Raw genomic sequence first — 24,906 nt, 5'->3', positions numbered from 1 at the left:
CTGATCCCCCTTCAACCCCATATTCCAACATGATCTCCCGCACGCTTGTCTCCGCCTTCTGCCTGCTGTTTGTTCCCTTGATCAGTGTCTCGCTGCATGGCAACAGCGCCGCCGCCCAGTCGGGTGTGCTGCACTTTCCCGCCCAAGGGGACTCGGCCGGCAAAATCGTGTTGGTTTCGGGTGATGAAGAGTATCGCACCGAAGAATCGATGCCGATGCTCGCCAAGATTCTGAGCGTCAAACACGGCTTTGGTTGCACGGTGTTGTTTTCGATGTCCGCCGACGGCAGCTACATCGATCCCAACAATCAACGCGGTGTCGTCGGCTGGGAAGCACTGGACGACGCGGATCTGATGATCATCGGCACGCGATTCCGTTCACCCAGCGAATCACAAGCGGCACACATCACCAAGTTCATCGACGACGGCAAACCGTTGATCGGGATTCGCACCGCGACACACGCCTTCAACGGCAAACAGTCGTTCGGCGGCGAGCTGACGTACAGCAATTTCGGCCTGAAAATCCTGGGCGAACAATGGGTCAGCCACCACGGCCAACACAAACGCCAAGGCGCCCGTGCCGTCATCGTCGACCAGGCCAAAGACCATCCGATTCTCAATTCGGTCGGCGAAATCTTCGTCCCGTCGGACGTCTATGGCGTCACCCACCTGACCGACCGGGACACGATCCTGTTGCGTGGGGCGGTGACCGAATCGCTGGATCCGAATTCGGCCAACATCGAAGGCGCCAAGAATGATCCGATGCAGCCCCTGGCCTGGCTGCACCCCTATGTCTCGCCCGCGGGCACCAAGGGACAAGCGTTTTGCACGACCACCGGGGCGAGCGTCGATTTGGTCAGCGAGGATCTGCGCCGGATGCTGGTCAATGCGACCTACTATCTGCTGGACAAAGAGGTGCCCGAGAAAGCCGATGTCGCCTACGTCGATCCGTACTACCCGACCTTTTACGGCTTCATCAACGATGCCGCCTATTGGAAAGGTCTGAACCTGCAACCGTCGGATTTCGAGCTCGGCAAATCACCGCATCGCGAAGACCCCAAGGGCAGCCCCGAGTGGCCGTTCCGCGATCGCCCGTAAGGCCGGGTCCATCCAATCGGTAGCGGAAGCCGCCAAGGCTTTCGTGCTGACTCTTGGCGGTTTGTTGATTGCTCTCCCAATGCTAGTGCCGACGCGTGAGCGAGGGACGCCACGTTGCCCCTCGCTCACGCGTCGGGCTAGCGTGAGCGGATTGATTTGCAACTTTAATTGACTCGACGAATCCTTGACGAGTTCCGCGACGGCACGCCTAGTATTCCGCCGCAGCTTAATTTGCGGGTAGCCGATGCGTTTGGAGAGTCGCCGTGTTCTCCGAACTCGGCGCCCACAAAGCGAAGCTTTGCAATGCGCCGACCTCGGAGAGGACGGCGACTGTCCGGCCCAACAGAAAACCAAGCTGCGGCGGAATACTAGGAATCCATCGCGAATTGCAGCCTTGGATCGTCCAGCCCCAACCGCTTCATTTTCTTGTACAGCGTGGTGCGGTTGATGTCCAAGGCGTCTGCCGTGGCGGCTCGGTTCCAATTGTGGCGGCGAAGCGAATGCAGGATGATCTCGCGTTCGGGCCCTTCGAGCGCCTCACGCAGACTTTTGTCCTGGTAACTGGCCGGTGTCATCGCAAAGGGTTTGACCACGTGTTCGCCGGCGGCCGGCTGGATCGCCGACGCCAACGGATCGGCGACGCGGCCCAAGATTTCCGGCGGCAAGTCTTCCAGCGTCAGTTGGCTGTCGCGGGATAACAACACGGCTCGCTCGACGACGTTCTGCAGTTGGCGGACATTGCCGGGCCAACGGTAGGATTGCAGTGTCGCCATCGCCTGTTGGTCGAACCCCTCGATTTCGCGGCCACACGTTTCGGCGGCCTCGCGCAGAAAGTGATCGACCAACAAGGGGATGTCGCCGACACGTTCACGCAACGAAGGCAGGACGATGTTGACGACGTTGATCCGGTAGTACAAATCTTGCCGGAACGCACCCTCGGTGACCGCGCGGGAAAGGTCTTCGTTGGTCGCCAAGATGACACGCGTGTCGACCGAGTGGGTGTGCGTGCCGCCGAGTGGTTCGAACTGAAATTCTTGCAGCACCCGCAACAGTTTGACTTGCATCGCGGCGGTCGCCGTCCCGATCTCGTCCAGGAACAACGTGCCCTTGTCCGCCAGTTGGAACTTGCCGACCCGGTCGCCACTGGCGCCGGTGAACGCGCCTTTGACGTGGCCGAACAATTCGCTCTCCAGCAAGTTGTCCGGCAAGGCACCGCAGGCCACTTCGACGAACGGTTTGGACCGACGTGAACTGCGTTCATGAATCGCACGCGCGATCATGCTTTTGCCGGTTCCGTTTTCTCCGGTGATCAAGATCGACGCCCGGGCATCGGCCACACTGTCGATCACATCGAAGATCTTCATCATTCGATAGTCGTGGCTGAGAATGTTCTCCAGCCCGCTTCGACTGTCCAGCTTCTTGCGCAGTTTTTCGTTCTCCAACGCGATATCGCGTTGCGACACCGCGCGGCTGATCGCCAAGTTCAATTCGTCGTCGATTAGCGGTTTGGTCAGCAAATCGAACGCACCCGCCTTGATCGCTTCGATTGCGGTGTCGGGCGTCGCGTATCCGGTCATCACCAACACGGTGGTTTCCGGGTGCTTCTGACGCGTGTGGCTGATCAGCTGGAATCCGTCCTCGTCGCGCAAGCGGAGGTCTGTGATCACCAAGTCAAACCGATGCTGATCCAGGCTGGCCTTGGCCCCGCTCAAGCAATCAGCGACGTGGACCGTGTGCCCGATTTCTCGCAGCCATTCGGCCATCGACTGGACCAGATGCCAATCATCGTCGACGAGCAAAATGGAGGCGGTGTCTTTCATATCAGGCGTGGGGGGGATCATGCTGGGGATCAAAAGCCGAGCGCGATTCATTCGCGTTCCTCTCGCACGATTTCCTAGGTCGCCGTTAGCGTCGGAGCAAAACCGAATTGCGGTGTTTTGGGCAGACCCGCGCACCGAATGCGGACGCCAAACGGTGAATTTCCGACTCTTTCGGGGGGAAGGGGTGGGGGAATATGCGAAATATTCTCATATTGGGCCCACACGCCGGCGAGAATACGCCATTTTTAGGAAGATTCGCTCCTGGGGCATCGTGTGGGGCGGTTGTGAATCAAGTTACAGGCACCAAGGATCGAAATGTCGTTGAAAACGCTGGTCGTAGACGACCATGAAGCCGCTCGTCTCGGGCTGATGGAGCTCTTGGTCGGGACGGCGGTCAGCGTCGCAAAGACTGTCGCCGATGGCGAGAGCGCGCTGCGCTACCTGGACGAAGACAAGTGCGACGTTGTCTTAATCGATGTCCAAATGAAAAAGATGGACGGGTTGACGCTGTTGACCTCGATTCGTCAGGCCCATCCCAACTTGCCGGTCGTATTGATCAGTGCGTACGACTATCCGGTCTATTTGGCCCGTGCGGTCGCCAACGGAGCGCATGATTATGTGCTCAAGAGCGATTCGGCAGGGCAGATCGAGCAGACGCTCAGCCACGCCTGTGAGAGCGGGTCGTCTTATCCGGGCGGACGGCTGGATAACGTGAAGAAGAAGATGTCCGAAACGATCCGATCCAACCAACTGCCACCGGAATTGCCGGTCACGTCACGCGAGGCGCAGGTCCTGCGTCACATCGCATTCGGATTGAGCAACCGCGAGATCGCCAAGTCGTTGGGCATCAGTGTCGAAACCGTCAAAGAGCACGTGCAGAATATCTTGCGAAAGACCGGCGCCTCGGATCGCACCGACGTCGCCGTCCGCGCCGTCCGCTTGGGATTGGTCGACTGAGGCTAGATCGGTTCCAGCCGTAGCGGAAGCCGCCAAGGCTTTCGGTCTCACCCGCGCGGCTCACCCGCGGTGTGCGAAACTCTTCGCGAGTTCCGCTACGAGCGTCATCATGCGGCCGGCATCAATAAACGTCTCGCACGTATCGCTTGGCCTTGCTCAGTGACGCGACATAGTCCTCGGCGGCCTTCTCGGACATGCCGCCTTCGGACGCGACGATGGCCTTGAGCGTGCGGTCGACATCGACCGCCATGCGGCTGGCGTCGCCACAGACATAGAAGTGGGCCCCTTGCTGCAGCCAGGTCCATAGCTCGGCGGCGTTTTGTTTCATCCGGTCCTGGACGTACACCTTTTCCGCACCGTCGCGGCTGAACGCCGTGTCCAACCGCGTCAGCAGACCGGCGTCGAGGTAGGCTTGCAATTCTTCTTGGTACAAGAAATCGGTCGCGGCATGTTGGTCGCCGAAGAACAACCAGTTCTTGCCCGGCGACTTGGTGGCATCGCGTTCTTGCAGGAATGCCAAGAACGGAGCGATGCCCGTTCCCGGTCCGACCATGATCATCGGGGTGTTGGGATCCGACGGCACGGTGAATCCGCCGTGATTGGCTTGGGTGAACACACGCAGTGTCGCGCCTGGTTCCAGCCGATCGGCCAACATCGTACTCGCCGCCCCTTTGCGCAACCGTCCGTCGCGATCATAGGTGACCTTTCCGACGGTCAGGTGGACCTGATTTCCGACGCATGCCTGGCTGCTGGCGATCGAATACAGCCGCGGATTCAGCGGCGAGAGTGTTTCCAGAAACTCGGTGGCGCTGATCGGAACCGCACCGGCCAATTGCAAGACGTCCAACACATCGAATCCGTCGGGTGCCCCCTCTTCGAGCATCTCGCTAAGCGTTGTTTTGATCGCGATGTCCGAGACACGGCTGAGCGCTAATTCCAGCAATTCGTCGCTGGGATCTTTCAGACAAAAGTCTTCGCAAAGCGCGTTGGCCAGCGACTTGGGTTCCCCGCCCGGGGTCACGGTCAACAACTTGGGATCGGCTCCGATCGCAGCGACAATCGCTTCGACCAACTCGCCGCAATTGGTCGGATAAATCCCCAGGGCATCGCCGACTTCGTAGCGGATGTCGGAATCACCGAGATCAATCGCCACGTGGCGCGTGTCTTTAGCGGATCCCTCACCGTTGAGCGGTCGCGACTCGATCAGCTTTGCCGAATACGGTGTCTTGCGGCTGAATCCCGCCGCTGACGTGCCGCCCGCAGCGGTGCCATTGGCTGGTTTGGCCGGCGCAGCCCCCCCGTCCCCAGACTCCTTAAGCACTTGCTTGATCATTTTGGAGGTTTCTTTACCACCGGGGCTGCACAGCGTCAGGTTGGTTTCTTCTCCCGATGCGATCGCCTCGCTGTAAGTCTTGCAAAGATAACCACACGACCCGCAATCCAACTGTGCCATCGCCGCCATCAGACGCCGCTCGACCGGTTTGCCTTCGGCCAACGCCATGCGGTCGACGATCGGCAGCGAGTCGTCGTGCCAGGGGAAGTCCTCTTCCGGCTCGGGTTCGTTTTCCTGCACCGCGACACCGGGCAGGGAACCCGCGGACACGCCGGCGGCGTTCATCACCGCCGAGGCATCGCCGCCGGGTTGCATGCCCATCATGCCTGCGAAAAACCCGTTCAACCAGGCGCGTTGTTCTTCGTTAAAGGGAGCCGTTTCGGGAATGAAGCTGGTGCTCATGGCAGTCTATGGGGATCGTGTCGAATGATTGAACTTCTAGGTGTTTCTAATTGGATCAGCGTCGCGTCGAAAACCAGTGGGGGGAAGGTTTCCGGGGCCTCGATGCCTCCGTCAGACCAAGGCTCTGGCGAGTGATTTCAGTTCGTAGTCGGACGACCGGGACGTGAATTCAACAAACGTCTCGCCCTCGCGTCGTTGTTCCAGGTAGCCGCCGACGATGAACGAGATCAATTCGGGCATGTCTTCGAACGCGACCGATTCAAAGATCAACCGTGCGATGCCCTGGCGATCACCCCAGCCGCCGCCCAGGTGAACGTGGTACCCGTCTACCATGTCGTCGCCCTTTTCGACCTTGCATCCCAGCAACCCGATGTCGCCGATGTAGTGCTGGGCACAACTGTGGTGGCACCCGGTCAGGTGAATGTTAATCGGGCTGTCGAGTTCGAATTGGGATTCCAGGTGTTCGGCCAGGGCCATGGCCTGGGTTTTGGTTTCCGCGGCGGCAAACTTGCATCCGCCGCTGCCGGTACAGGCCACCAGACCGGCGCGAAAGCTGCTCGCTTCATACCCCAATCCGATTTCAACCAATCGTTCTTTGACCGCATCGATGTCAGCGTCGGAAAGATTGGGGATCAGCAGGTTCTGCCAGACGGTCAATCGAATCTCTCCGTTGCCATATTCGTTTGCGATCTTCGCGATCCCGCGAGCCTGGTCGCTGGTCATCCGTCCGACCGGCAGGACCACGCCGACGTAGGACTTGCCCGACTGGGATTGTTGATGGAATCCGATATGGGCGAGACGATTCTCCGCAACCGACCGTGTCAGTTTTGATTCGTCGAATCGTCCCAGCGTGACCCCGAGTTGCTCTTCGACCGCTGCGACAAACTTGTCGAATCCCCAATCGTCCAGCACATATTTCAAACGAGCTTTTTTGCGATCGGTGCGATCGCCTGATTTGACGAACACGCGGACGATGGCGCCGGCGACGGCCAGGCATTGATCCGGCCGCAACAGGACACCGGTCGGCCGGGCAAAATCTTTGTGACCGGTGATGCCGCCGAGCGTGAGTTGGAAATAAACACCGGCGGGAAAGTCGGCCGTCGCATTGGATTCTTCGATCGCGACGGCATGAAACCCGATGTCGTTGGTGTCGTCCAGGGCGCTGATCGTTCCCCCGCCGTCGAACGCGATGTTGAACTTTCGCGGCAATCCGTACATCTCGCGGTTGTTCAAGATGTAATGGTGCATCCGTTTCGCCAACGGGATCGTTTCGATCAGCTCATCGGAATCGATGCCCGAAAGCGGGCTGGCGGTGCAGTTGCGAATGTTGTCGCCGCCGGCGCCCAGATTGACGATCTCCAGTTCACGCAGCCCGTACAGGATGTTCATCGCCTGGTCGGCGGGGATTTCGCGGTATTGCAAATTGGCCCGCGTGGTGACGTCCAAGAATCCGCCGGCCGAGCGATCGGCAAGATCCGCCAACCCGGTCAATTGCCAACTGTGCAGAAGTCCGCCGGGGATTCGCATGCGGCACATGTAACTGTTTTGTGCCGGGGCGACGTAGAACAGGCCGTGAAATTTTTGCAGGAAGACATCGGTGCCTTTGGGAAATTCGCCGGCGTCGCTGCGCGCCTGCATTTCGTCCCACATGTCCAACGGATTCTTGTCCCGCTTGGCCAGTTCTTCTTTGCACAGCGTTTTGCCGGCCGATTCGGTTTCCTGCTGCGCGATCAAGGCGATTTTCTCGGGGCCGACCGGCAGCGTCGTGGTGGGTTTGGCCCCGATCGTGACCGAGGCATCGCCGGCACAACTGCTGCCGTTGCTGATCACGGGCAATCCGCTGACCGCACGCGCCACATCCGTGCCGAATGCAAATCCGGACAGAAATTGTTTTTGTTCTTCGGTGAACGCTTTATCGCTGGACATGTTCAACAGAATCGGGTTCGGAGTTCTAAACTTTGGTGATCGCCACGGCGCAGTCCTTGTAACTCGGCTGCCGCGAATGGGGATCAAAATGGCTGAGCGTCAATTGATTGGTGACGTCGTAGTGCATCGGGATGAACGCTTGGTTTCGCTGGACGGTGGGCGTGACCATCGCGGTGACGAAAATTTCACCGCGTCGCGAGCGCACCGAAACGGTGTCGCCGTTGCGGACGCCGATCAAACTGGCATCGGTCGGATGGATTTCGACATACGGGCGTTGGGGATACAGTTTTCGCAGCACCTTGCTCTTGCTGGTGCGTGTTTGGGTGTGCCACTGGCTGACCGTTCCGCGTCCGGACATCAACAGAATCGGATACTCCGAATCGGGTGGCTCGGGCATCGCGGCAACGGCGTCCACGATCAGCCGGGCATTGCCGTCGCTGTGATAGAACGTCCCGTCGGCGAACAAGCGACGCTGTTGCGGCGGCACGTCGTTGGACGCCGCATCCTGGCGCGTCCAAGGCCACTGGATTCCGCCGGATTGGTCGATCTGGCGATACCCCTGAATCCCGCTGATATCACAGGGGCGTCCCTCGCTGGCGGCCTGCATTTTTTCGAACACCGCTTCGGGGTGCGTCCAGTCGGCGAACATCGATTCCACACCCCAGTAGGCGGCGATGCCACGAAAGATCTGGAAATCGGCCAACGCTTCGCCGGGGGCCTTTCGCACCTTCTTCAGCAGCCCGTAGCGGCGTTCGCTGTTGATGAACGTGCCTTCTTTTTCGCCCCAGCCCGCGGCCGGCAACAGCAAGTCGGCGTGCTGTGCGGTTTCGGTGGATGCGTACATGTCTTGCACGACCAGAAAGTCCAGCTTGTCCAGCAGTTCCTTGAAATCACCCTGATGGATCCAACTGTGTGCGGGATTGGTCGCGATCACCCACAACCCTTTGATCTCGTCCCGCCGAATGCCTTCGACGATCCGGTCATAGGACCAACTGCCTTGATCGGGGATTCGATCCACGTCGATGTCAAGAATACGTGCCACACGTTCTCGATCTTCGGCCGATTCGAATTTGTGGTGCCCGAACAAATTGGTCGTGTTGCTCCACAGACGCGACCCCATCGCGTTGCATTGCCCGGTGATGCTGTTGGCGCCCGTGCCGGGGCGTCCGATATTGCCGGTGATCAACGCGATGTTGATCATCGCCTGGGCGGTACGCGTGCCTTGGTAACTTTGGTTGACACCCATCGTCCACCACAACGATGCCGCGTCCGCCTGGCCGATCGATTCGGCGGCCCGGCGGATGGCGTCGGCGGTGATCCCGGCCGCGGGACCGACGACGTCGGGTGTGAACGAGGCGACATGCTCGGCCAGCGTTTCAAATCCGGTCGTGTGTGCGGCGACATATTCATGATCGATCAAATCACTGGCGATCAAGTGCTGGGTGATCGCGTACAGGATCGCCAGATCGTGTTTGGGCCGCAGCTGCAAGTGCTGGGTCGCCGCCATCGCCGTTTCGGTGCGGCGGGGATCCAACACGATGATCTCGGGACTGTTCGGGTTACGCAGCACGCGTTCCCACATGATCGGATGGCCGATACAGGGATTCGCCCCCACGAACACCATGCAATCGCTTTGCTGAAAATCGTCATAGGTGTAAGGCGGCGAATCGAACCCGAACGATTCCTTGTACGCGGTCACCGCGGTGGCCATGCACTGGCGGGTGTTGCCGTCACCGTGCAACATGCCCATCCCGAATTTCGCCAACGCGCCCAGGAACGCCATCTCTTCACACGGAATCTGCCCCGTGCTTAGGAAAGCGACCGAATCGTTGCCGTGCTGGGATTGAATCGATTTAAAACGCTCGGTGAACGTCGTCAACGCGGTGTCCCAATCGACACGTTTCATTTCACCGTCGGCATCGCGCAATAACGGATACGTGGCTCGGTCGTCCGCAGCGAGCACTTCCAGCGCCTCCCAGCCTTTGGGACACGCCATGCCCAGGTTGACCGGGTACTCGGTTTCCGGGGTCAGTCCGACCGCCTGGCCGTCGCGGACGTGCAGACGCAATCCGCAGCCGGTCGCGCAATACCCACAAGCCGCCACCGTGGTCGTTTCGGCCTGCAGCGATTCGGGGGTCATCCCCAATCCGTGATCGCCGGGGTTCAGCAATAGCTCACGGGTCATCTTTCCCGTGCGGGCTTGCAACAACTGCGGCAGCTCGAAGGTTCGCGGGCGACCTTCGTCCTCCGCTTGGGTCAATGATTTCGGCGTGACGATACTCATCGGATGATTCTCTTAAAGTGTGCCCGGCATGCGGTCGTAAACGACGCTTTGGAAGTACAGCAACCGCTCCAGGCTCTCACCGGCGATCCAAACCGCCGCCGACATCGCGGCACAAACTCCGCCGGCCGCGGGCAAGAACGGGCACATGACAACGGCCAATCCGGCCAACAGTGTCGCGACGACGGCGCTAAAGCCGCGCATCCGCAGCATTTCACCAAGGTGATTGCCGACCAGACGTCTCGATCGTCGGTCGTACGGGTCGTCCAAATCGGCGGGCGATCGATAAAGCTGACGTTCACGCATCCATTTCCAGCACCCGGCAGCGGCACCGACCAGACAGAGTACCGAGGCGGTGCCGCCGAAGCCGGCAAAGGCGAACAGGACCGCAGCGATGATCGGTCCGCAGGTCAGCGTGGTCCCAAAGAATCGCGGCAACGTCCGCCCGCTGCGCCAAAGCCGTCGTTTGGTGGCGATGTAGATCATCGCGCTGCAATACAATCCGGCCAGACCGACGGGAATCGACGCGGTCAACAGCGCTCGTCCGGCCCAATCGGGAATCCACTGGGTCGGGATCATGTCCTGGACCGATGTCGGAATCCAATCCCAGACAACGGGCAACAGCAACAACGCGATTCCGCCGGCCAACAGCCCCATGAACTTGCCCAGCACCACGGCTTCGCGGCTCAGCCAACTGGTTTTCAATCCCAGGAAAACACGCCACATGCGAAGCGGTTGCCCCAAGTGCAGCGGCGCGATTCCCAGCCCCACATTGCCGATCGCAAACGCCGACAACGCCGCGGCGATCGGGACCGCTCCGGGGACGGTGATTCCGAACGCCGTCAGCACCAACGTGGCGATCGATTCGGCGATCAGGATGCCGACCGAAATCTGTGTCGCGACCAGCATCAATGCCAACGGCCAATGGCTCTCGGCGACCTCGTCGACGTGTTCGTCTTGGGGACGCGTTTGCGCCGGATCAAACGTCGCCTCGGCAACATAACGCGTCGTCGGTCGGGTGATCGTCGACGACGGTGCTGATGGAACCAGCGATTCCTCGGTCGCGGCATCACTGCCGTCGGAGGGCACGATCGTGATTCGGATCGCCTCGTTCGGACAGGACTGGACGCAGGCCGGAGCTTCACCGACGCTCAATCGTTGATGGCACATGTCACATTTGCGGACGATGCCAAGCCGGTCGCTGTACTGTGGGACTTCGTACGGGCACATCATCGTGCAGTACTTGCATCCGATGCACTGGTCATCCAAGTGGCGAACGATCCCGGTGACCGGATCTTTGTCGTACGCCTTGACCGGGCAGCCGTTCAAACAGCCGGGGTCTTCACAGTGGTGGCAGGCGGTGGTGACGTGCTGGATCGCGGAGACGTCGGCGGCGGCGGGATCGCCGATCAACAGCGTTCCGACGCGGCGCCACGATTCGTCTTCTTCCAGCCCGTTCAGCGTATGGCAGGCGACCACACATGCCTTGCATCCGCTGCAGGCGTTCAGGTCCACTTCAAAGGCGAATTGCTGGCCCGGTCCGGGGGCACTCGCTGGAAGCAAACTGCGATAGTACTTTTCCTGTGCCGGTGCCGCAGTGGCGGCGTCGGATTCGTGCCCCGAGTGCCAGTCGCTGAACTGTTCGACGGCACTAAGTTCTTGTTGCTCCTGCAACAATTGACCGACCAGATCGGGCTGGCGGTTGACGACGGGAAGCGTGGTGCTCATGGCTGGTCTTCCCCCTACAACAGCAGTGTCAAGATGTTGGTGATCCGATCCTGTTCGAAGAACGGGATCGCGACACCCTTGCAGGGTTTTCCGCCGCCGATGGGACGCCCCGAAAAGACGATCTCGGGATCTTCGCTGATCGTCGCGGCGCCCGAAGCGAACGCCAATCCGGGAAGCGTGCCTTCCATCGGCACGGTCGCGGATCCCTCGTACATCAGCGATTGTTCCAGCCGTTGATACGCACTCGATTCCAGCAGGAACTCGTCCTCGCCGCATCGCCAGACTTCGTATCCGCGTGCGATCGGGGCGGAGTCGGAGCTGATCAGCACGGCGGTCGCCAAAAAGTCGTCGCCGAACACCGGGATCCCGACCGCGACTTGCAACGATTCGGCCGACGCCCCGGCCGCCCGCAGGAAACCGGCATGGGTGGGCAGGTTGTCGTGAATCACGAAGCCGAGGTTCCGCCACACTTGGCCCGGCAACCCCGATCCCTTTTCGAAACGGACAAACGAGCTGACGTTTTGGAACCGTTCCAGTGGTCCGAAGTAGCCTTGGGTCAGGTTAAGCTCGTCATGTTCGCCGATCGGCTGCCAGATTTCCATGACGCCGACGGTGCGTTCGCTGGTATTGCCGATCATGATGACGGCCGAGGTGATTTGCCCGGCACGATAGATCGGGATGCAGATCGCGACGGCTTCGGCTTCGCCCTCGACGGTTTGCTTGATCGTCGGCAACCCCGATTCGATCGATGCGGCGACCGCGCGGTCGGCGACGGCGATTCCGCAGGTCGGCATGGTGCCGCTGGGGTCGACTTCCAACGCGATCACGTTGGTCAAAAACGAATGATTGGATGTGGCTGCGATCATCTTAATTGCTTCGGGCTCACGGTTCGGTTCCGCACGACTTCCTCTTCTCTCCGGCGTCCGCGTTGACTACGCGCCGGCCGGTTGCGGTTCCTGTTCGGCCTGCTTCTTCGCTTCCAATGCTTCGGCGTCGGCTTTCAGTTTTTTGTGGTCCTGGTCTTCCAGGAACTGGATCATGTCGCCCCGCAAGTCGTAGTAGTCGGGGTGATCCAGAACTTCGGCGCGGACCCGCGGCCTGTCGAACGGCATCTCGAACACCTTGCCGACACGTGCCCGCGGCCCGTTGGTCATCATCACGACCTTGTCGCTCATGAAGAGCGCCTCGTCGACGTCGTGCGTGATCATCATCGTGGTGACTTTGTCGCGGATCAAAATCTCCAGCAGGATCTCTTGCAGTTCCATCCGCGTCAGCGAATCGAGCATGCCGAAGGGTTCGTCCAACAACAGCATCTTGGGTTTGAGGGCGAACGCCCTGGCAATTCCGACGCGTTGCTGCATCCCTTGGCTGAGAGCAGAGGCGCGGGTGTGGAGGCTGTTGCCGAGGCCGACCAGCGTCAGGTAATACGCCGCGATGTCGTGTCGTTGTGCCTTGGTTCCGTGCGGATAGACCTGGTTGACGCCCAACAGCACGTTTTCCATCGCCGTCATCCAGGGCATCAGGCACGGCGATTGAAAGACCACACCGCGGTCGGGGCCGGGGCCTTCGATTTCATGGCCGTCGATGACGATCCCGCCGTGGGTGATCGGATTCAACCCGGCCGTCATCGTCAGCACGGTGCTCTTGCCGCAGCCGCTGTGGCCGAGCAGACAAACGTATTCGCCTTTCGCCAGGTTCAAATTGAACTCTTCGACAATGACCGCCGGGCCATTGGGCGTGTCGTATGTCTTGCCGAGGCGAAACATTTCTACAAAACCGGCCATGGATCCGCCTTCTTTGGGTTCTCGTGGTGGTGGGTAATGGGTGAATGAAGTGATTCAGATCGATCCGATCGCGGGCGACAGTTCGGGATTCTGCCGACCGCAAGCACGGATCAACCGGACGGGATGAACGGACCAGGATCAACCGGCGCGTCCACGCGGCATCCGCAGACTGCGCGGTTTCAATTCGGGTAATTCGATCGGCGCCGACTCGGACGACAACGCTTCGTCGTCGCGCGATTTTTGCCGCACGGCGACCAGATAATTGGTGACCGCGTTACGCAGCCCTTTGAACGTCTCGTTGTGATTCAGTGCGGTCTTGTCGCGCGGACGATCCAATTCGACCGAAAAAGCCGGCCCCAGCGATGCGTTGGGTCCTGGGTTCAGCGGAACGATTCGGTCGGCCAACAAGATCGCCTCGTCGACGTCGTTGGTGATCAACAGGCACGTTTGACGTTCTTCTTCCCAGATCTTCAGGATCTCTTCTTGAAGGACGCTGCGGGTCAGCGCGTCGAGTGCCGACAGGGGTTCGTCCAGCAACAAGACGTTGGGCTTCATCGCCAGCGTCCTGGCCAGCGAGACGCGTTGCCGCATCCCACCGGACAATTCGTGCGGCCGACGGTGCACGGCATGCGACAGGCCGACCATCTCGATGAACTTTTCGACGTGGTCACGCCGCTCGCCGCGCGACCAGTGTGAAAACACTCGATCGACCGACAGGGAAATGTTGCCGCGAACGGTCAACCAAGGCAGCAAGGAATAGTTTTGGAACACGATGCCGCGTTCCTGGCTGGGTCCCTTGATGATCTCGTTCTCCATCACGATCTCGCCACTGTCGGGCGTTTCCAACCCGGCCAGCAACTTCGTCAGCGTGGTTTTGCCGCTGCCGGAAAAACCGACGATCGCCAGGAATTCCCCTTTGCGTAGATTGAGGTTGATGTTGCGGAGGACTTCGTTGCGGGTAACGCCACTGCCGTACCCCTTGCAAACGTTCCGCATCGAAATCAGCGGCTCGGGCGGCGCGGGGCGGGCGATCGCTTTGGATCTTGGCCGATCGAGGACTGCAATGCTCATCGTAATTTCACGGGGTGGATAGGATTCGAAGGACAAGAAATCCGAATGCCGACGGACGTCGGGCGATGACAGGCCGCCGGGGCCTGTCGCACAATGGTTTCGCCGCCGGGGCTGGGCGGCATGGGGGCTCAAGCGGCTTGGGGGTCGCCGAAGCTGACCAGGTTCCGCATGAAAATCATGATTCGGTCCAGCACCAAGCCGATCAAACCGATGATGATCACGCTGAACGCGATGCGGGCGTACGTTTGGCTGCTGCCGTTTTGGAACTCGTCCCAGACGAATTTCCCAAGGCCCGGGTTTTGGGCCAGCATGTCGGCGGCGATCAAGACCATCCAGCCGACGCCCAGACTGATGCGCAGCCCGGCAAACATCAGCGGCAGACTGGCCGGCAGGATGATCTTGAACAGTTGTTGGCTCCAGGAAAGTTTCAACACCCGCGCGACGTTCATGTAATCCTTGTCCACGCTGGCGACGCCCAGCGTCGTGTTGACCAGGGTCGGCCACAGGGAACACAACGAAACCGTGATCGCGGAAATCAAAAACGCCTTGTCAAAGAACGTCTCGCCCGGCTTGGTCCCCGAGTAGGCCCAGACGATGATCAAGAACGCCAGCGGCAACCATGCCAGCGGGCTGACCGGTTTGAACACTTGAATGAACGGGGTCAACGCGGCGTTGCACCACGGGCTCATGCCACACAGAACGCCGATCGGGACGGCGATCAGTGTGGCAATCGCGAAACCGACAAAGACCGTTTTCAAACTGGTGATGATCTGGTCGACAAAGGTCGGTGCACTGGAGGGACGATAGTTCGCCGCCTGCACGGCCTTCTTCTTCAGCACCAACGCGTTTGCCAACAGCTTTTCCTTTTTCTCGCCCGATGCGGCCTGGGCTTGCTTGGTGACGATGTTGGCTTGGGCCAAGTACTCGACCGCCTGCATCGTTTTTTCCTGCTTGGCCTTGCGGTCATCGGCACGCTGAGCCGAATGCATGGCGAACAGTTCCTTGCCGGCGGTCCAGGTGTCGGTCGGGCTGGGCAGCCGCATGCTGTCGGTGATCACCGTTCGGGCCGCCGCGGACCACAACATCAAAAACACGGCGACCGCCGCGATCGGCAGCACGACGAACTTTGCGATCCCTTTGAGCTGTTCTTTGACGTCTTCACCGGCGACCAGCCGGACAAAGGGCTCCAGTGCGGGCAGCCCCGCAACGTCACAGAACTTCAGTGCATTTCCACGCCAATTCATACGATTCACTAAACGATAAAGGAGTTCGGGAAGTTTTTTTCTGTTCGGGATCCACGGCCGGGCCGGACGTCTGGCACCGGACCAAGACGTCCGACCCGAAAGGCCGCTTCCCGAACATGCCACGGCGAGGCGGTCACCGCAGCATGAACATTTCAAAATCCGGGTCGGCGCGATCGGCGACCGTGCGTCCACCGATCGCGCCGAAGGGTGATTCATTCACTGGCCGGACATGACTGGCCAGATTCACTTTCCGCCCAGATTTACTGCTTGGCCAAGGCCTCTGGGTCCTTGTTGCCGATCGCAAAGCTGTTGATGTAGCCCACGGGGTCTTTGGCGTCGTACACGGTCCCGTCGATGAAGTCGCTGCTGACCTCTCGATAACCGTCGTAACCTTCGGCGGGAAAGTCCTCGGCCGATGCCTTGCCCTCGGCGACCAACATCGCCGCGGCCTTGCGATAGATCTCCGGCTTGTAGATTTCTTTCGCGGTTTCCTCATACCAGCTGGCCGGCTTGCCTTCGGTGATCTGGCCCCAGCGTCGCATTTGGGTCAAGAACCAAACGCAGTCGCTGTAGTGCGGGTAGCTGGCGTAGTACTTGAAGAAGACGTTGAAGTCGGGCATCGGCCGCACGTCGGATTGCTGAAAGACAAACGTGCCGGTCATGCTGTTGTCGATCACGTCTTCGTCGGCACCGACGTAATCCTTGCCCGAGAGAATCTTGGCGGCTTCCTGACGATTGACCAACACGCCGTTCTCGTCGGTCGCGTCGAGCCATTTACCGGCTCGGATCAGCGCCTTGATCACGGCCAAGTGCGTGTTGGGATACTTCTCGTCCCACTCCTTGGTCACGCCGAACACTTTCTCGGGATTATTCTTCCAGATGTCATAGTTGGTCGTGACCGGGACACCGATGCCTTTGACGACCGCTTGCTGATTCCACGGTTCGCCGACGCAGTAACCGAGGATCGTCCCGGCTTCAAGATTGCCGGGCATCTGTGGCGGAGGAGTGACGGACAACAAGACGTCCGCGTCGATGGTCCCCTGAATATTCTCTTCGCTGTACATCCCGGGATGAATTCCCGCCGCGGCCAGCCAATATCGAATTTCGTAGTTGTGTGTACTGACGGGGAAAACCATCCCCATGTTGAAATCTTTACCTGCCTGGTTGTACGAATCGACGATGGGTTTGAGAGAAGTCGCAGAAATCGGATGCTCGGGGGTCTCCGACTTTAACGCCGGATCATTCTCTTGCATCTGCTTCCAGATCTCATTGCTGACCGTAATCCCGTTTCCGTTGTAGTCCAAGCTATAGGCGGTCACGATGTGAGCTTGAGTTCCGACACCGATCGTCGCGCCGATCGGCTGACCGGCCAGCATGTGGGCTCCGTCAAGCTGCCCGTCGATCACACGATCCAACAACACTTTCCAATTGGATTGAGCTTCGACCTCGACGTTCAGCCCTTCTTCTTCGAAGTATCCCTTTTCTTTGGCGATGACCAGCGGGGCACAATCGGTCAACTTGATGAACCCGAACTTCAGGTTGGGCTTTTCGACATCCAGGATCTCCACGACCGCTTGGTCCGTGGCGGCGCCCGCTTCCAGATTGGCGGTTTCCAATTTGGCAGCGGCTGCTTCCAAGTCCTCCAGCGAGATCTCGGAATCGGAACAACCGACTTGCAAGACACTGACGGAAACCAACGCCAACGAAAATAGCGAGCAGCGCGATAAGTAATGTAAGGTTCGGGAACGGGCGGATCGAAAATGCACTTGGGGAAGCTCCACGGGGGGAATGGGTCAAGCAAATGCCGTTTGACCCGACTCCCTCCAGTACCGCCTTTACCAGTAGGAATCAGGATGCAGCCGTGCTGCGGCATCGCTGGACGGTGGGCAAGGCACGCAATGTGCCAAAGTAGCTATCAAAAACTATCGATTCGGCCAATGTGAGGGTGACGCGACATAGTGGCCTACCAAGGTGACTCGCATCCCCATAAAGCCCGGCGTCGATTTGTGACGCGATCGGCCTCCCCCAATCTGGATCTGCCTGGATCGTCAGCACTGTCTAAGAATCTTGCCCAGGAAACGCGCGGGGGAGTCAAAGCCGGCCATGCGGTCGTCGCGGTGCGTGACTTTAACGATTGTCGCGGCTGATGACGGTTTGGCAAAAACTATTCGGATCGATGCGATCGCTGGGACGATAGACCACCGTATGAAGGTCGGATTCGCCGGAGCCGACACGGATGTTCACCCGGATCATCAGGAATCGCGTGCAGCAGGCGGCTGCAGGTTTGGCTCACATCATTCGGGGAGCTGTGAAATTCCATTTTGACGACACCTGCATGGTGATTACCCGTTCCGTAAGGAAGGAGTCCTACGAGATGCCTCCACTTAAACAGGCTCGCCGGCGTGCATTCGCGCTGGCCTTACTTGCCGGCTTCGCCGCCGCTCCGACGGCGATGGCTGAAACACCCCCTGGGTTGGTCGACACCGTGGTGCTCGACGCGACCGACTCGCCCCAAGGCGACGTGCAACTGGTAGCCGACACACAGTATGCCGACACACCGTATGTCGCTTATCTGAACGACGCCGCTCCGCTGGTCGATGCACCGCAAGCGGAAGCCCCCCAACCGGTTCCGATGGACGATCCGGCTCCCGCGGCCACCGTCGATGCCGATGCGATCGCAGCGCCCGTCGTGACCAGCTGCAACTGCTGCACGACGCCCTGCTGCACCAAAGCCAAAAAAGCGGCGGCGACCGCGGCGATGAAAAGCGCCTACGCCGGGGTGTTCTACGCCAACAACTTTAGCTACCTGAACGATCCCTGCTACGACGGCCCTTCGTTCATCGGCGACAACCTGAAAGGATTGCTCGGCGGAAAGTTGGACATCGGTGGTGAAGCGCGGATGCGCTACCACAACGAGAACAACCATCGCGGCTTGGGATTGACCGGCGTCGATGATTCGTTTTTCTTGACCCGCTATCGAATGTTCGCCAATCTGCGCGTCAACCAGTACTTCCGCGTCTATGGGGAGTACCTGTACGCCGATTCGGGCGGAGAGACATTCAACAACCGCCCGATCGAAGAGAACCGCGGCGAGATCCAGAACCTGTTCCTGGACACCAAGTTGACCGAATCGTTGAACCTGCGTCTGGGACGCCAGGAATTGCTGTTCGGTGACCAGCGGCTGATTTCACCGCTGGATTGGGCCAACACGCGACGATCCTTCCAAGGTGTTCGCGGGACCTACACCGGTGATGCCTGGACCGTGGACGGTTTCTTCGTGAACCCGCTGAACCGTAACTTTGCCAACGAAAGCAAGATCGACGATGCCAACGAAGACGTCGATTTCTACGGCGTTTACGCCAGCAACAGCGGAACGGCGCTGGGCACGATGGACCTGTACTACCTGGGTCTGGATAACCAAGCGCTCGACTTCGATTACCACACGCTCGGCTCACGTGTCGTCGGATCAACCGACGCCGGTGTGCTGTACGCCATCGAAGGCGGCGTCCAATTCGGTTCCAACAGCCCCGGCTTTGGCGACCACAGCGCCGGGTTCTTCACCGGCGGTTTGGGCCGACAGCTGAGCATCTGCACGGCCTGTGGCGAGTGGAAACCGACCGTTTGGTTCTGGTACGACTGGGCCTCCGGCGGCGACGATTTCCCGGCCGCTCGCGGTGACGACAGCTTCGACCACCTGTTCCCGCTGGCACACAAGTACCTGGGTCTGATGGACTTGTTCGCACGTCGCAACATCAACGACGTCAACTTCCAGTTCATCACACCGATCCTGGGTGACAAGGTCAAGCTGATGCTGTGGTACCACCACTTCTTCTTGGACCAAGCCACCACGCCCTACGGTGTCACCGAAGCGCCCTTCAACAGCGTCGCCGCCGCCGGCGACAAGGAACTGGGGCAAGAGATCGACATGGTCGTGACATGTGCCATCAACCCGCGGACGAACGTCCAAATCGGTTACTCGCACTTCCGCGCCGGTGACTACTACGACACCACCGCGGGCGTCCCCACCAACGCCGACGCCGACTTCTTCTGGACCCAGTTCCAGTGGCGATTCTAATCGGCTAATTAAGTCGACTAAGAAAAACGAAAAGCCGCTTGCGGGTCCACCAACCCGCAAGCGGCTTTGATTGTAGAACCGTTGTCCCCAACTGTTCTCCTCGCGACCGCCCGGGACGTCGATCTGTATTCCTGATGGATTCAGTTGCTTTTGTCCCGTGCGTCAGCAAAGATCACCACGCTCGGTTCGCCAACGGCGATCGACAACTTAGCCTTTTCTAACATGGTCAAGTCTCGTTTGGAAATATTTTTCGGAGCCGTATTTGCGCACCGATATCGGACTGTTTTTGATCACGATTCAAAAACGTGCGGCGCGTACTGATAATCGATTTGGGCGATGTTCGGCTGGTGTGAGTGACCTCTTGCTGTGGTCCTAACTGTTTGCCTCACGGCGAATACTCTGAAATGGCTTCAACCTTTTACCTTGAGTGTCCCAACGGAGCGGCATTGATTGAATGAATACCGAAGCTCGACGCGGGCACTGAATTGGCTTCATTGAAGATTGCTTTCAGAACCGTGTTCGGGGATGCCTTGAGACTGGGGTCGGACCTCACGAAAAAAACGCGGTGTCGATGGCTACCTGTTGAAGGTCATCCCTAAACAAACGGCTGGACTACAGTGTTGGGTAACTCAGTAGGTTCCTCGATTTACGTGTTGTGGGAAAATCAACTTAAAATTCAGGCGGCAACTCGTTTGTTGCGACGGCGACGTTTGCGTTTCTCTAACGGACGCCCGGGAAAGACTTTTGCATAATCAAACTCTTGGTCATGTTGACAAACGTACCAAAGGGAGCGACTTAGCTTACGCATCAACGCGACAAGCCCTTTCATCTTGCGGTGCTGTGTGCTCGTGCTGCGACCTACTTTTTGAAAGTCCAGATACCAGCGTTGTAGCTCAGGCCGCTTCAACGCTCGCATCGCCCACAAGTAGAGGAATTTGCGGGCTAGACTCGGACCGCGTTTGGTGATCCCAAGCTGGCCTTGACGCTTACCACTGCTGAGCTCCTTGAGATTCAGCCCCAGAGACTTCAGGAAGGCGCCGCTGCTGTCGTAGTTGCGCGGGTCGCCGACCGAAGACCAGATCATGCAAAGCGTAACAGCACCGACAGGGTCAACGTAATTGCTCATTCCGGCGTGTGATTGGGCGATCGTTTCAAGCCGCTTTTTACTGGATTTGACCTGCAAAATTGATTGTTTCAATTCCTTCGCGATTTCCTGAATCCAAGACAAATCAGCCTCTCCGACCGGAACTCCCTGCGTCGTACGAGCCGAGTCAATCAGCTGATCGATCTTCCGAGCTCCCAAAAAAGAGCCACCCCACAACCGTAGGTTTTTTGCGGCGTCGACGTCTGCGGCAAGTCTTGCTGGACTACCGTAGTGCAGCATGATATTGATCAATGTCGAGCTCTTCGGTGACAGCAAACCCGAGAGCTCCGGCCAATGCGCCGCTAGAACTGCCTCGAGACGACCGCACCACTCGGTGGCATGACGATCAAAGACATCCAGCCGCTGTAACTGATAACGCATCTCCTGATTGGTTTCGCTCCGAGGCTCAAACGGCCACGGCGTTCCTTTTCCAAAGCAAGTCAACTCGGCGATAATCGCAGCATCCTTTCCATCATGCTGGCTCGGGACACCGTCGAAGATTTCCTTATAATCACTGGAAGCTTTGCCACTGATGCGATGGACCTCTAGCGACGTCGCTGTCATTGCGGCACGAACCACTTCGCCGTAGGTCCCGGTAGACTCCAATCCGATCGTCAGGCTATCACCAGTTTCTCTAAGCATCTTGAGGAGTCCGATTAATTCTGTGATCTCCGATGGGTTTTTGACACTCCAGGGACATTCAAATGCTCCGTCGGCCCAGCGTACCACAGCGACGATCTCGTTTTTGCCGATATCCAGACCGACACAAGTGCCGGCACCTGCTTTCTCCAGGGCGAGATCCTTGAGTGTCTCAAGTGAAATCTTCTTGACGGACGTGCGGCGATACCTTCTCTTAGCAGACATGGGGATGACCTCCAATTTCCTGGTCTTTTGAATCAAAGACACCAGTTTCGGGGCATCCCCTGTTTTTTGAAATATCCATGCCGCTAACCATAGCCAACTGGGGTGAGACCGGATGAGCCCCAGCGAATCCGGGCGTCACCCCAGGTCCACGCACACCAAGAAACCTCCTCCCCTTTCGATCGGCCGGCGGCTTTGCCGCCGGCCGATCGAAAGGGGAGGGAAGATGGGCTTTCTTCCCTGGGGTTGCGGTCACTCCGCTGCGCTCGTTCCCTGACCCCAAGCTATGGATGTGGATGCCCTTTGGGCAAGTGCTGCGGAATGAATGCCGCAGCATAGTGAAACAGCCTTCTGGGCGAACAAAGAAGATCCATGACCACCACTGAGCGGTGCTAACCAACAAGTCGCTCAGTAATCCAATCGACGTCCCCAGCGGGACGTCCGCGGCAGCCGGTCAGCCGCAAGCGGCTGAGAGGGAACAATTGGGACAATGGTTCGACACTGTTTTTAGCTCGCTTTCGCGGCCGGCGCGTCGCCTTCGTGGGCCGCTTCCAGCATCACGTTGCTGAGCGTGACGTAGGTGATCGTCCAAGCCTGTTTGACGTCGTCGGTGAAGGCTTCGGCCAGGCCTTGCTGGAGCGTCCAGAGCAGGGCTTGGCCGACCGTTTGGTAACTTTCATCCGGCACGCCGTACTTCACGTGCCGACGTCCCAGTTCTTTCACCGCCGGCAGAATGTCGTCCAGTTTGGTCAGGGAGGTGACGGCCAGATTCAACGTCGCCATCAGCTTCTTGCCCTGCTCCTTCATGTCGCCCTTGAACAGCGGTTTCAACGAAGGGTCCAGTTCAAACAGACGACCATAAAACAATTCGGCGGCTTGTTCGGAAATCGGTTTGACCTTTTCCCAAGACGACTGGACCAAATCAATTTGTTCGGGAGTCATGATTCATTCACTCAAAGGTTGTGTGGAAAGAGAAACAGAAGAGTCAGAATTGAAAGTGGGAGCGGCGTTTAGAGCGGGATTCGCACCAGCACACCGCCCATCACGTCGTCTTTGGCAAACTCCGGGTAGTCATCGCCGCGATTGGGGTGGTCGTTGTGACACGACCAGCACGCTTCGGCGACGGCACGGTCGGGGTAGACGGCGACGAAGTACTTTTGATCGCCGAGTTTTTCTTCCCCGTAGAAGTTTTCACCGGGGTTTTCGCTCAGGAAATCCAACGCCGTCTGCTCCAATTCGGTCTTGGCCTGGTGCTGTTCGTTGAGCGGCCATTTGCTTCGCAGGGCATACGTGAAACCGGCTTCGGGATTCTCATCGACCAGCTCGGCCCCCATGCGGAACATCTGGGCCGGCAACGGGATCGAGTTCTCGGTGTCTTCCCAATACTCGAATGCTTTGACCGGCGCATCTTGCTTGTTCAGATTGGTGACGACGTGCTTGGCGTACACGGTCCGGTCGGCCATCATCACCGCATGCACCCCGTCGGCGAATTGTTGAGGCGTGATGCCACCGACCGGGGTCGAACTCGCTTCGCTTTCGCTACAGCCGGGGAGCGTCGCCAGGGGCAACAGCAAACAAACGGTCGCGGCCGTGGCGGCAAGTCGTTGTTGAAGGTTCAATTTCATCTTGATCATCCTATTGGTGAAGGTGGCAAAGAAACGAAAACATCGATCATTGAGTGGTGTTGAAGGGAGTGGCGACAATCAGCGGTTGTCCCGACGTGCGGCCCGCTTGGCCTCTTGCTGCTCGAACCATTCGTGCGCCATCTGCACGCTTTTGATTCGCTCGGCGGGGGGATCGCCGAAACACGACGCCACGGTCTGTGGGTCGGCCAACGCGCTCAGGGAATACTCCAATCCGTGGCAATGCGTGCAGACCTGCCGCGCCATCGTTTCATTCGGACGCAGGCTTGCGTTTTGATCGTGGTTGACCCAAATCCCGGAATCGCCTTCCAGTCGCGGCAGATGACAGGTGGCACAGGAGACGCCGCTGCCGAGCGGGCCATTGCCGGCCAATTCGTCGCGCCACAGCGCCGCATGGGAACTGTCGCCGTAGGCCAACGAATGGTCGTCGGCATGACACCGCAGACAGGCATCGGTGGCGGCGAATTGTGTGTCAAAGCGATGTCCGCTGTGGCAGGCACTGCAGTCGAGTTCCGCGTGGGCCTGACCGGCGTGCATCGGCAAACGCGCCAGGTCGGGCGTCATCGGGGACAAGCCGGCGGCCAACCGCATGCCATGCTTGCCGGTTTTGAAGCTTTCGACTTGCCGCTCATGGCATTGCTGACAGCGTTCTATCGCCACCTGCTCGGACCACGGTGCATCGTCGCCGGCGGAATCTTTGTCGCCGCGGTGGCAGTGTGAGCAGTTGACGCCGGCCGAGGCGTGGGCCGTTGTCGCCCAATCGTCGAGCAAACTGTCTCCGGACAAGCTGTCTTCGGACGCGCTGTTTTCCGAGAAGCCGGGATCGGTCGTCCACGACGATGGATGATCGGCGTCGTCGATCGTCAGCGACTGTTGGGCGCGAAACGCACCTGAAAGCGATTCCAGGGTCGAACGCTGCGGCAGCGCGGCAAGCTCCAAATGGTCGCTCTGGCCGTGGTGATCGTCGAGATACTTTTCGTACAGCGCGCGGTTGTCATGGTAATTGTGACACCCCGCCGTCGCGCAACTGTCGTACGCCATGCCGCGGTGGCTGGGACGCGAATCGGCGACTTCCTGGTGACAATGCCAACAATAGTCGGCCGGCATGGTCAGCCCCATAGAAAGTGTTTGCTCGGGGACGTGTTCCTGGTGACAGGTCAAACAGTTTTGTGCGTCCAGGATCTTCAGTCGTTCCGCGTTGGTCGGGTCGCGGAACTTGTTTGCCGGATGCGTGTCCTTGGCCAGATCCAATTGAGCGCCGTGACAGCGGATGCAGGCATCTTGCATGACGTCCGCGCCGCTCGGTCCCTCCGTTGATCGCCCGGGATCATGACAGGCGTTGCAGTCCAGTTCGATTTGATAATGTCCATGGGTGGTTTCCCCGGGCAGCCAAGCGGTCTTGTGACTTGATGCCGGAGCGACCAACCCGTAGCCGAAGTACGCGGCGATCGACAGGTTGATCGCCGCCCAGGTCAACCATTTTGGCCCGTTCGGGGATTCGCGAAGTGCGTTCCAGATCGGTTTCAGTTGAATCATCATG

The 24,906-nt window shown here is 59.1% G+C and carries 17 protein-coding genes and 1 pseudogene; 3 read left to right on the top strand and 15 right to left on the bottom strand.

The window, feature by feature from the left end:
* The first annotated feature begins 29 nt into the window (after nucleotides 1–29).
* Entirely contained in the window at nucleotides 30–1,097 is a 1,068-nt protein-coding gene (locus Mal15_RS07505; RefSeq protein ID WP_147867188.1) for a ThuA domain-containing protein, read from the top strand.
* Nucleotides 1,098–1,465: 368 nt separating this feature from the next.
* On the opposite strand, the gene Mal15_RS07500 is transcribed toward Mal15_RS07505, so the two are convergent.
* Nucleotides 1,466–2,917, bottom strand: coding sequence for a sigma-54-dependent transcriptional regulator (locus Mal15_RS07500; RefSeq protein WP_147867187.1), 1,452 nt, complete (start codon nucleotides 2,915–2,917; stop codon nucleotides 1,466–1,468).
* 315 nt (nucleotides 2,918–3,232) lie between these two features.
* Here Mal15_RS07500 and Mal15_RS07495 point away from each other — a divergent pair, with 315 nt between their 5' ends.
* Nucleotides 3,233–3,874 carry a response regulator transcription factor gene (locus tag Mal15_RS07495; protein ID WP_147867186.1) on the top strand — a complete coding sequence of 214 codons (642 nt, stop codon included), beginning with the start codon at nucleotides 3,233–3,235 and terminating at the stop codon, nucleotides 3,872–3,874.
* Nucleotides 3,875–3,995: 121 nt separating this feature from the next.
* On the opposite strand, the gene Mal15_RS07490 is transcribed toward Mal15_RS07495, so the two are convergent.
* The 10 genes from Mal15_RS07490 to Mal15_RS34885 form a co-directional block, all read right to left on the bottom strand.
* Nucleotides 3,996–5,609 (bottom strand): sulfite reductase subunit alpha, encoded by a 1,614-nt coding sequence (locus Mal15_RS07490; protein WP_147867185.1) that lies wholly within the window; start codon nucleotides 5,607–5,609, stop codon nucleotides 3,996–3,998.
* 111 nt (nucleotides 5,610–5,720) lie between these two features.
* Nucleotides 5,721–7,544 carry a NirA family protein gene (locus tag Mal15_RS07485; RefSeq protein WP_390623526.1) on the bottom strand — a complete coding sequence of 608 codons (1,824 nt, stop codon included), beginning with the start codon at nucleotides 7,542–7,544 and terminating at the stop codon, nucleotides 5,721–5,723.
* Nucleotides 7,545–7,560: 16 nt separating this feature from the next.
* Nucleotides 7,561–9,819, bottom strand: coding sequence for a molybdopterin oxidoreductase family protein (locus tag Mal15_RS07480; protein WP_147867183.1), 2,259 nt, complete (start codon nucleotides 9,817–9,819; stop codon nucleotides 7,561–7,563).
* A 12-nt stretch (nucleotides 9,820–9,831) separates the two neighbouring features.
* Nucleotides 9,832–11,544, bottom strand: coding sequence for a DmsC/YnfH family molybdoenzyme membrane anchor subunit (locus Mal15_RS07475; protein ID WP_147867182.1), 1,713 nt, complete (start codon nucleotides 11,542–11,544; stop codon nucleotides 9,832–9,834).
* Nucleotides 11,545–11,558: 14 nt separating this feature from the next.
* Nucleotides 11,559–12,410: a GAF domain-containing protein gene (locus tag Mal15_RS07470; protein ID WP_147867181.1), complete on the bottom strand. Its 852-nt coding sequence runs from the start codon at nucleotides 12,408–12,410 to the stop codon at nucleotides 11,559–11,561.
* A gap of 66 nt (nucleotides 12,411–12,476) precedes the next feature.
* Nucleotides 12,477–13,328: an ABC transporter ATP-binding protein gene (locus Mal15_RS07465; protein ID WP_147867180.1), complete on the bottom strand. Its 852-nt coding sequence runs from the start codon at nucleotides 13,326–13,328 to the stop codon at nucleotides 12,477–12,479.
* Between the two features lie 138 nt (nucleotides 13,329–13,466).
* Nucleotides 13,467–14,399: an ABC transporter ATP-binding protein gene (locus Mal15_RS07460; protein ID WP_199773817.1), complete on the bottom strand. Its 933-nt coding sequence runs from the start codon at nucleotides 14,397–14,399 to the stop codon at nucleotides 13,467–13,469.
* A 128-nt stretch (nucleotides 14,400–14,527) separates the two neighbouring features.
* The gene (locus Mal15_RS07455; protein WP_147867179.1) at nucleotides 14,528–15,643 is read right to left on the bottom strand and encodes an ABC transporter permease; all 1,116 of its coding nucleotides are present in this window, start codon (nucleotides 15,641–15,643) and stop codon (nucleotides 14,528–14,530) included.
* A gap of 260 nt (nucleotides 15,644–15,903) precedes the next feature.
* Nucleotides 15,904–17,340 carry a CmpA/NrtA family ABC transporter substrate-binding protein gene (locus Mal15_RS07450; RefSeq protein ID WP_147871897.1) on the bottom strand — a complete coding sequence of 479 codons (1,437 nt, stop codon included), beginning with the start codon at nucleotides 17,338–17,340 and terminating at the stop codon, nucleotides 15,904–15,906.
* Nucleotides 17,341–17,770: 430 nt separating this feature from the next.
* A complete protein-coding gene (locus Mal15_RS34885; protein WP_261344614.1) occupies nucleotides 17,771–17,896 on the bottom strand; it encodes a hypothetical protein in 126 nt (41 codons plus the stop codon).
* 121 nt (nucleotides 17,897–18,017) lie between these two features.
* On the opposite strand from Mal15_RS34885, the gene Mal15_RS07445 reads away from it, so the two are divergent.
* The gene (locus Mal15_RS07445; RefSeq protein WP_233903334.1) at nucleotides 18,018–19,718 is read left to right on the top strand and encodes an alginate export family protein; all 1,701 of its coding nucleotides are present in this window, start codon (nucleotides 18,018–18,020) and stop codon (nucleotides 19,716–19,718) included.
* Between the two features lie 898 nt (nucleotides 19,719–20,616).
* Here Mal15_RS07445 and Mal15_RS07440 read toward each other — a convergent pair.
* The 4 genes and pseudogenes from Mal15_RS07440 to Mal15_RS07425 form a co-directional block, all read right to left on the bottom strand.
* Nucleotides 20,617–21,726 (bottom strand): annotated as a pseudogene (locus Mal15_RS07440) (IS110 family transposase); the annotation flags it as partial.
* A gap of 504 nt (nucleotides 21,727–22,230) precedes the next feature.
* Nucleotides 22,231–22,665 carry a globin family protein gene (locus Mal15_RS07435; RefSeq protein ID WP_147867178.1) on the bottom strand — a complete coding sequence of 145 codons (435 nt, stop codon included), beginning with the start codon at nucleotides 22,663–22,665 and terminating at the stop codon, nucleotides 22,231–22,233.
* 68 nt (nucleotides 22,666–22,733) lie between these two features.
* On the bottom strand, nucleotides 22,734–23,348 hold the full coding sequence (locus Mal15_RS07430; RefSeq protein ID WP_147867177.1) for a Tll0287-like domain-containing protein: 615 nt from the start codon (nucleotides 23,346–23,348) through the stop codon (nucleotides 22,734–22,736).
* Nucleotides 23,349–23,426: 78 nt separating this feature from the next.
* On the bottom strand, nucleotides 23,427–24,905 hold the full coding sequence (locus Mal15_RS07425) for a cytochrome c3 family protein (protein ID WP_233903333.1): 1,479 nt from the start codon (nucleotides 24,903–24,905) through the stop codon (nucleotides 23,427–23,429).
* Between the last annotated feature and the right edge of the window lies 1 nt (nucleotide 24,906).

The sequence above is a fragment of the Stieleria maiorica genome (assembly GCF_008035925.1).
GTDB lineage: Bacteria > Planctomycetota > Planctomycetia > Pirellulales > Pirellulaceae > Stieleria > Stieleria maiorica.
The sequence above is the reverse complement of the archived record's forward strand: the minus strand, read 5'-3'. Positions and strand labels throughout refer to the sequence as shown.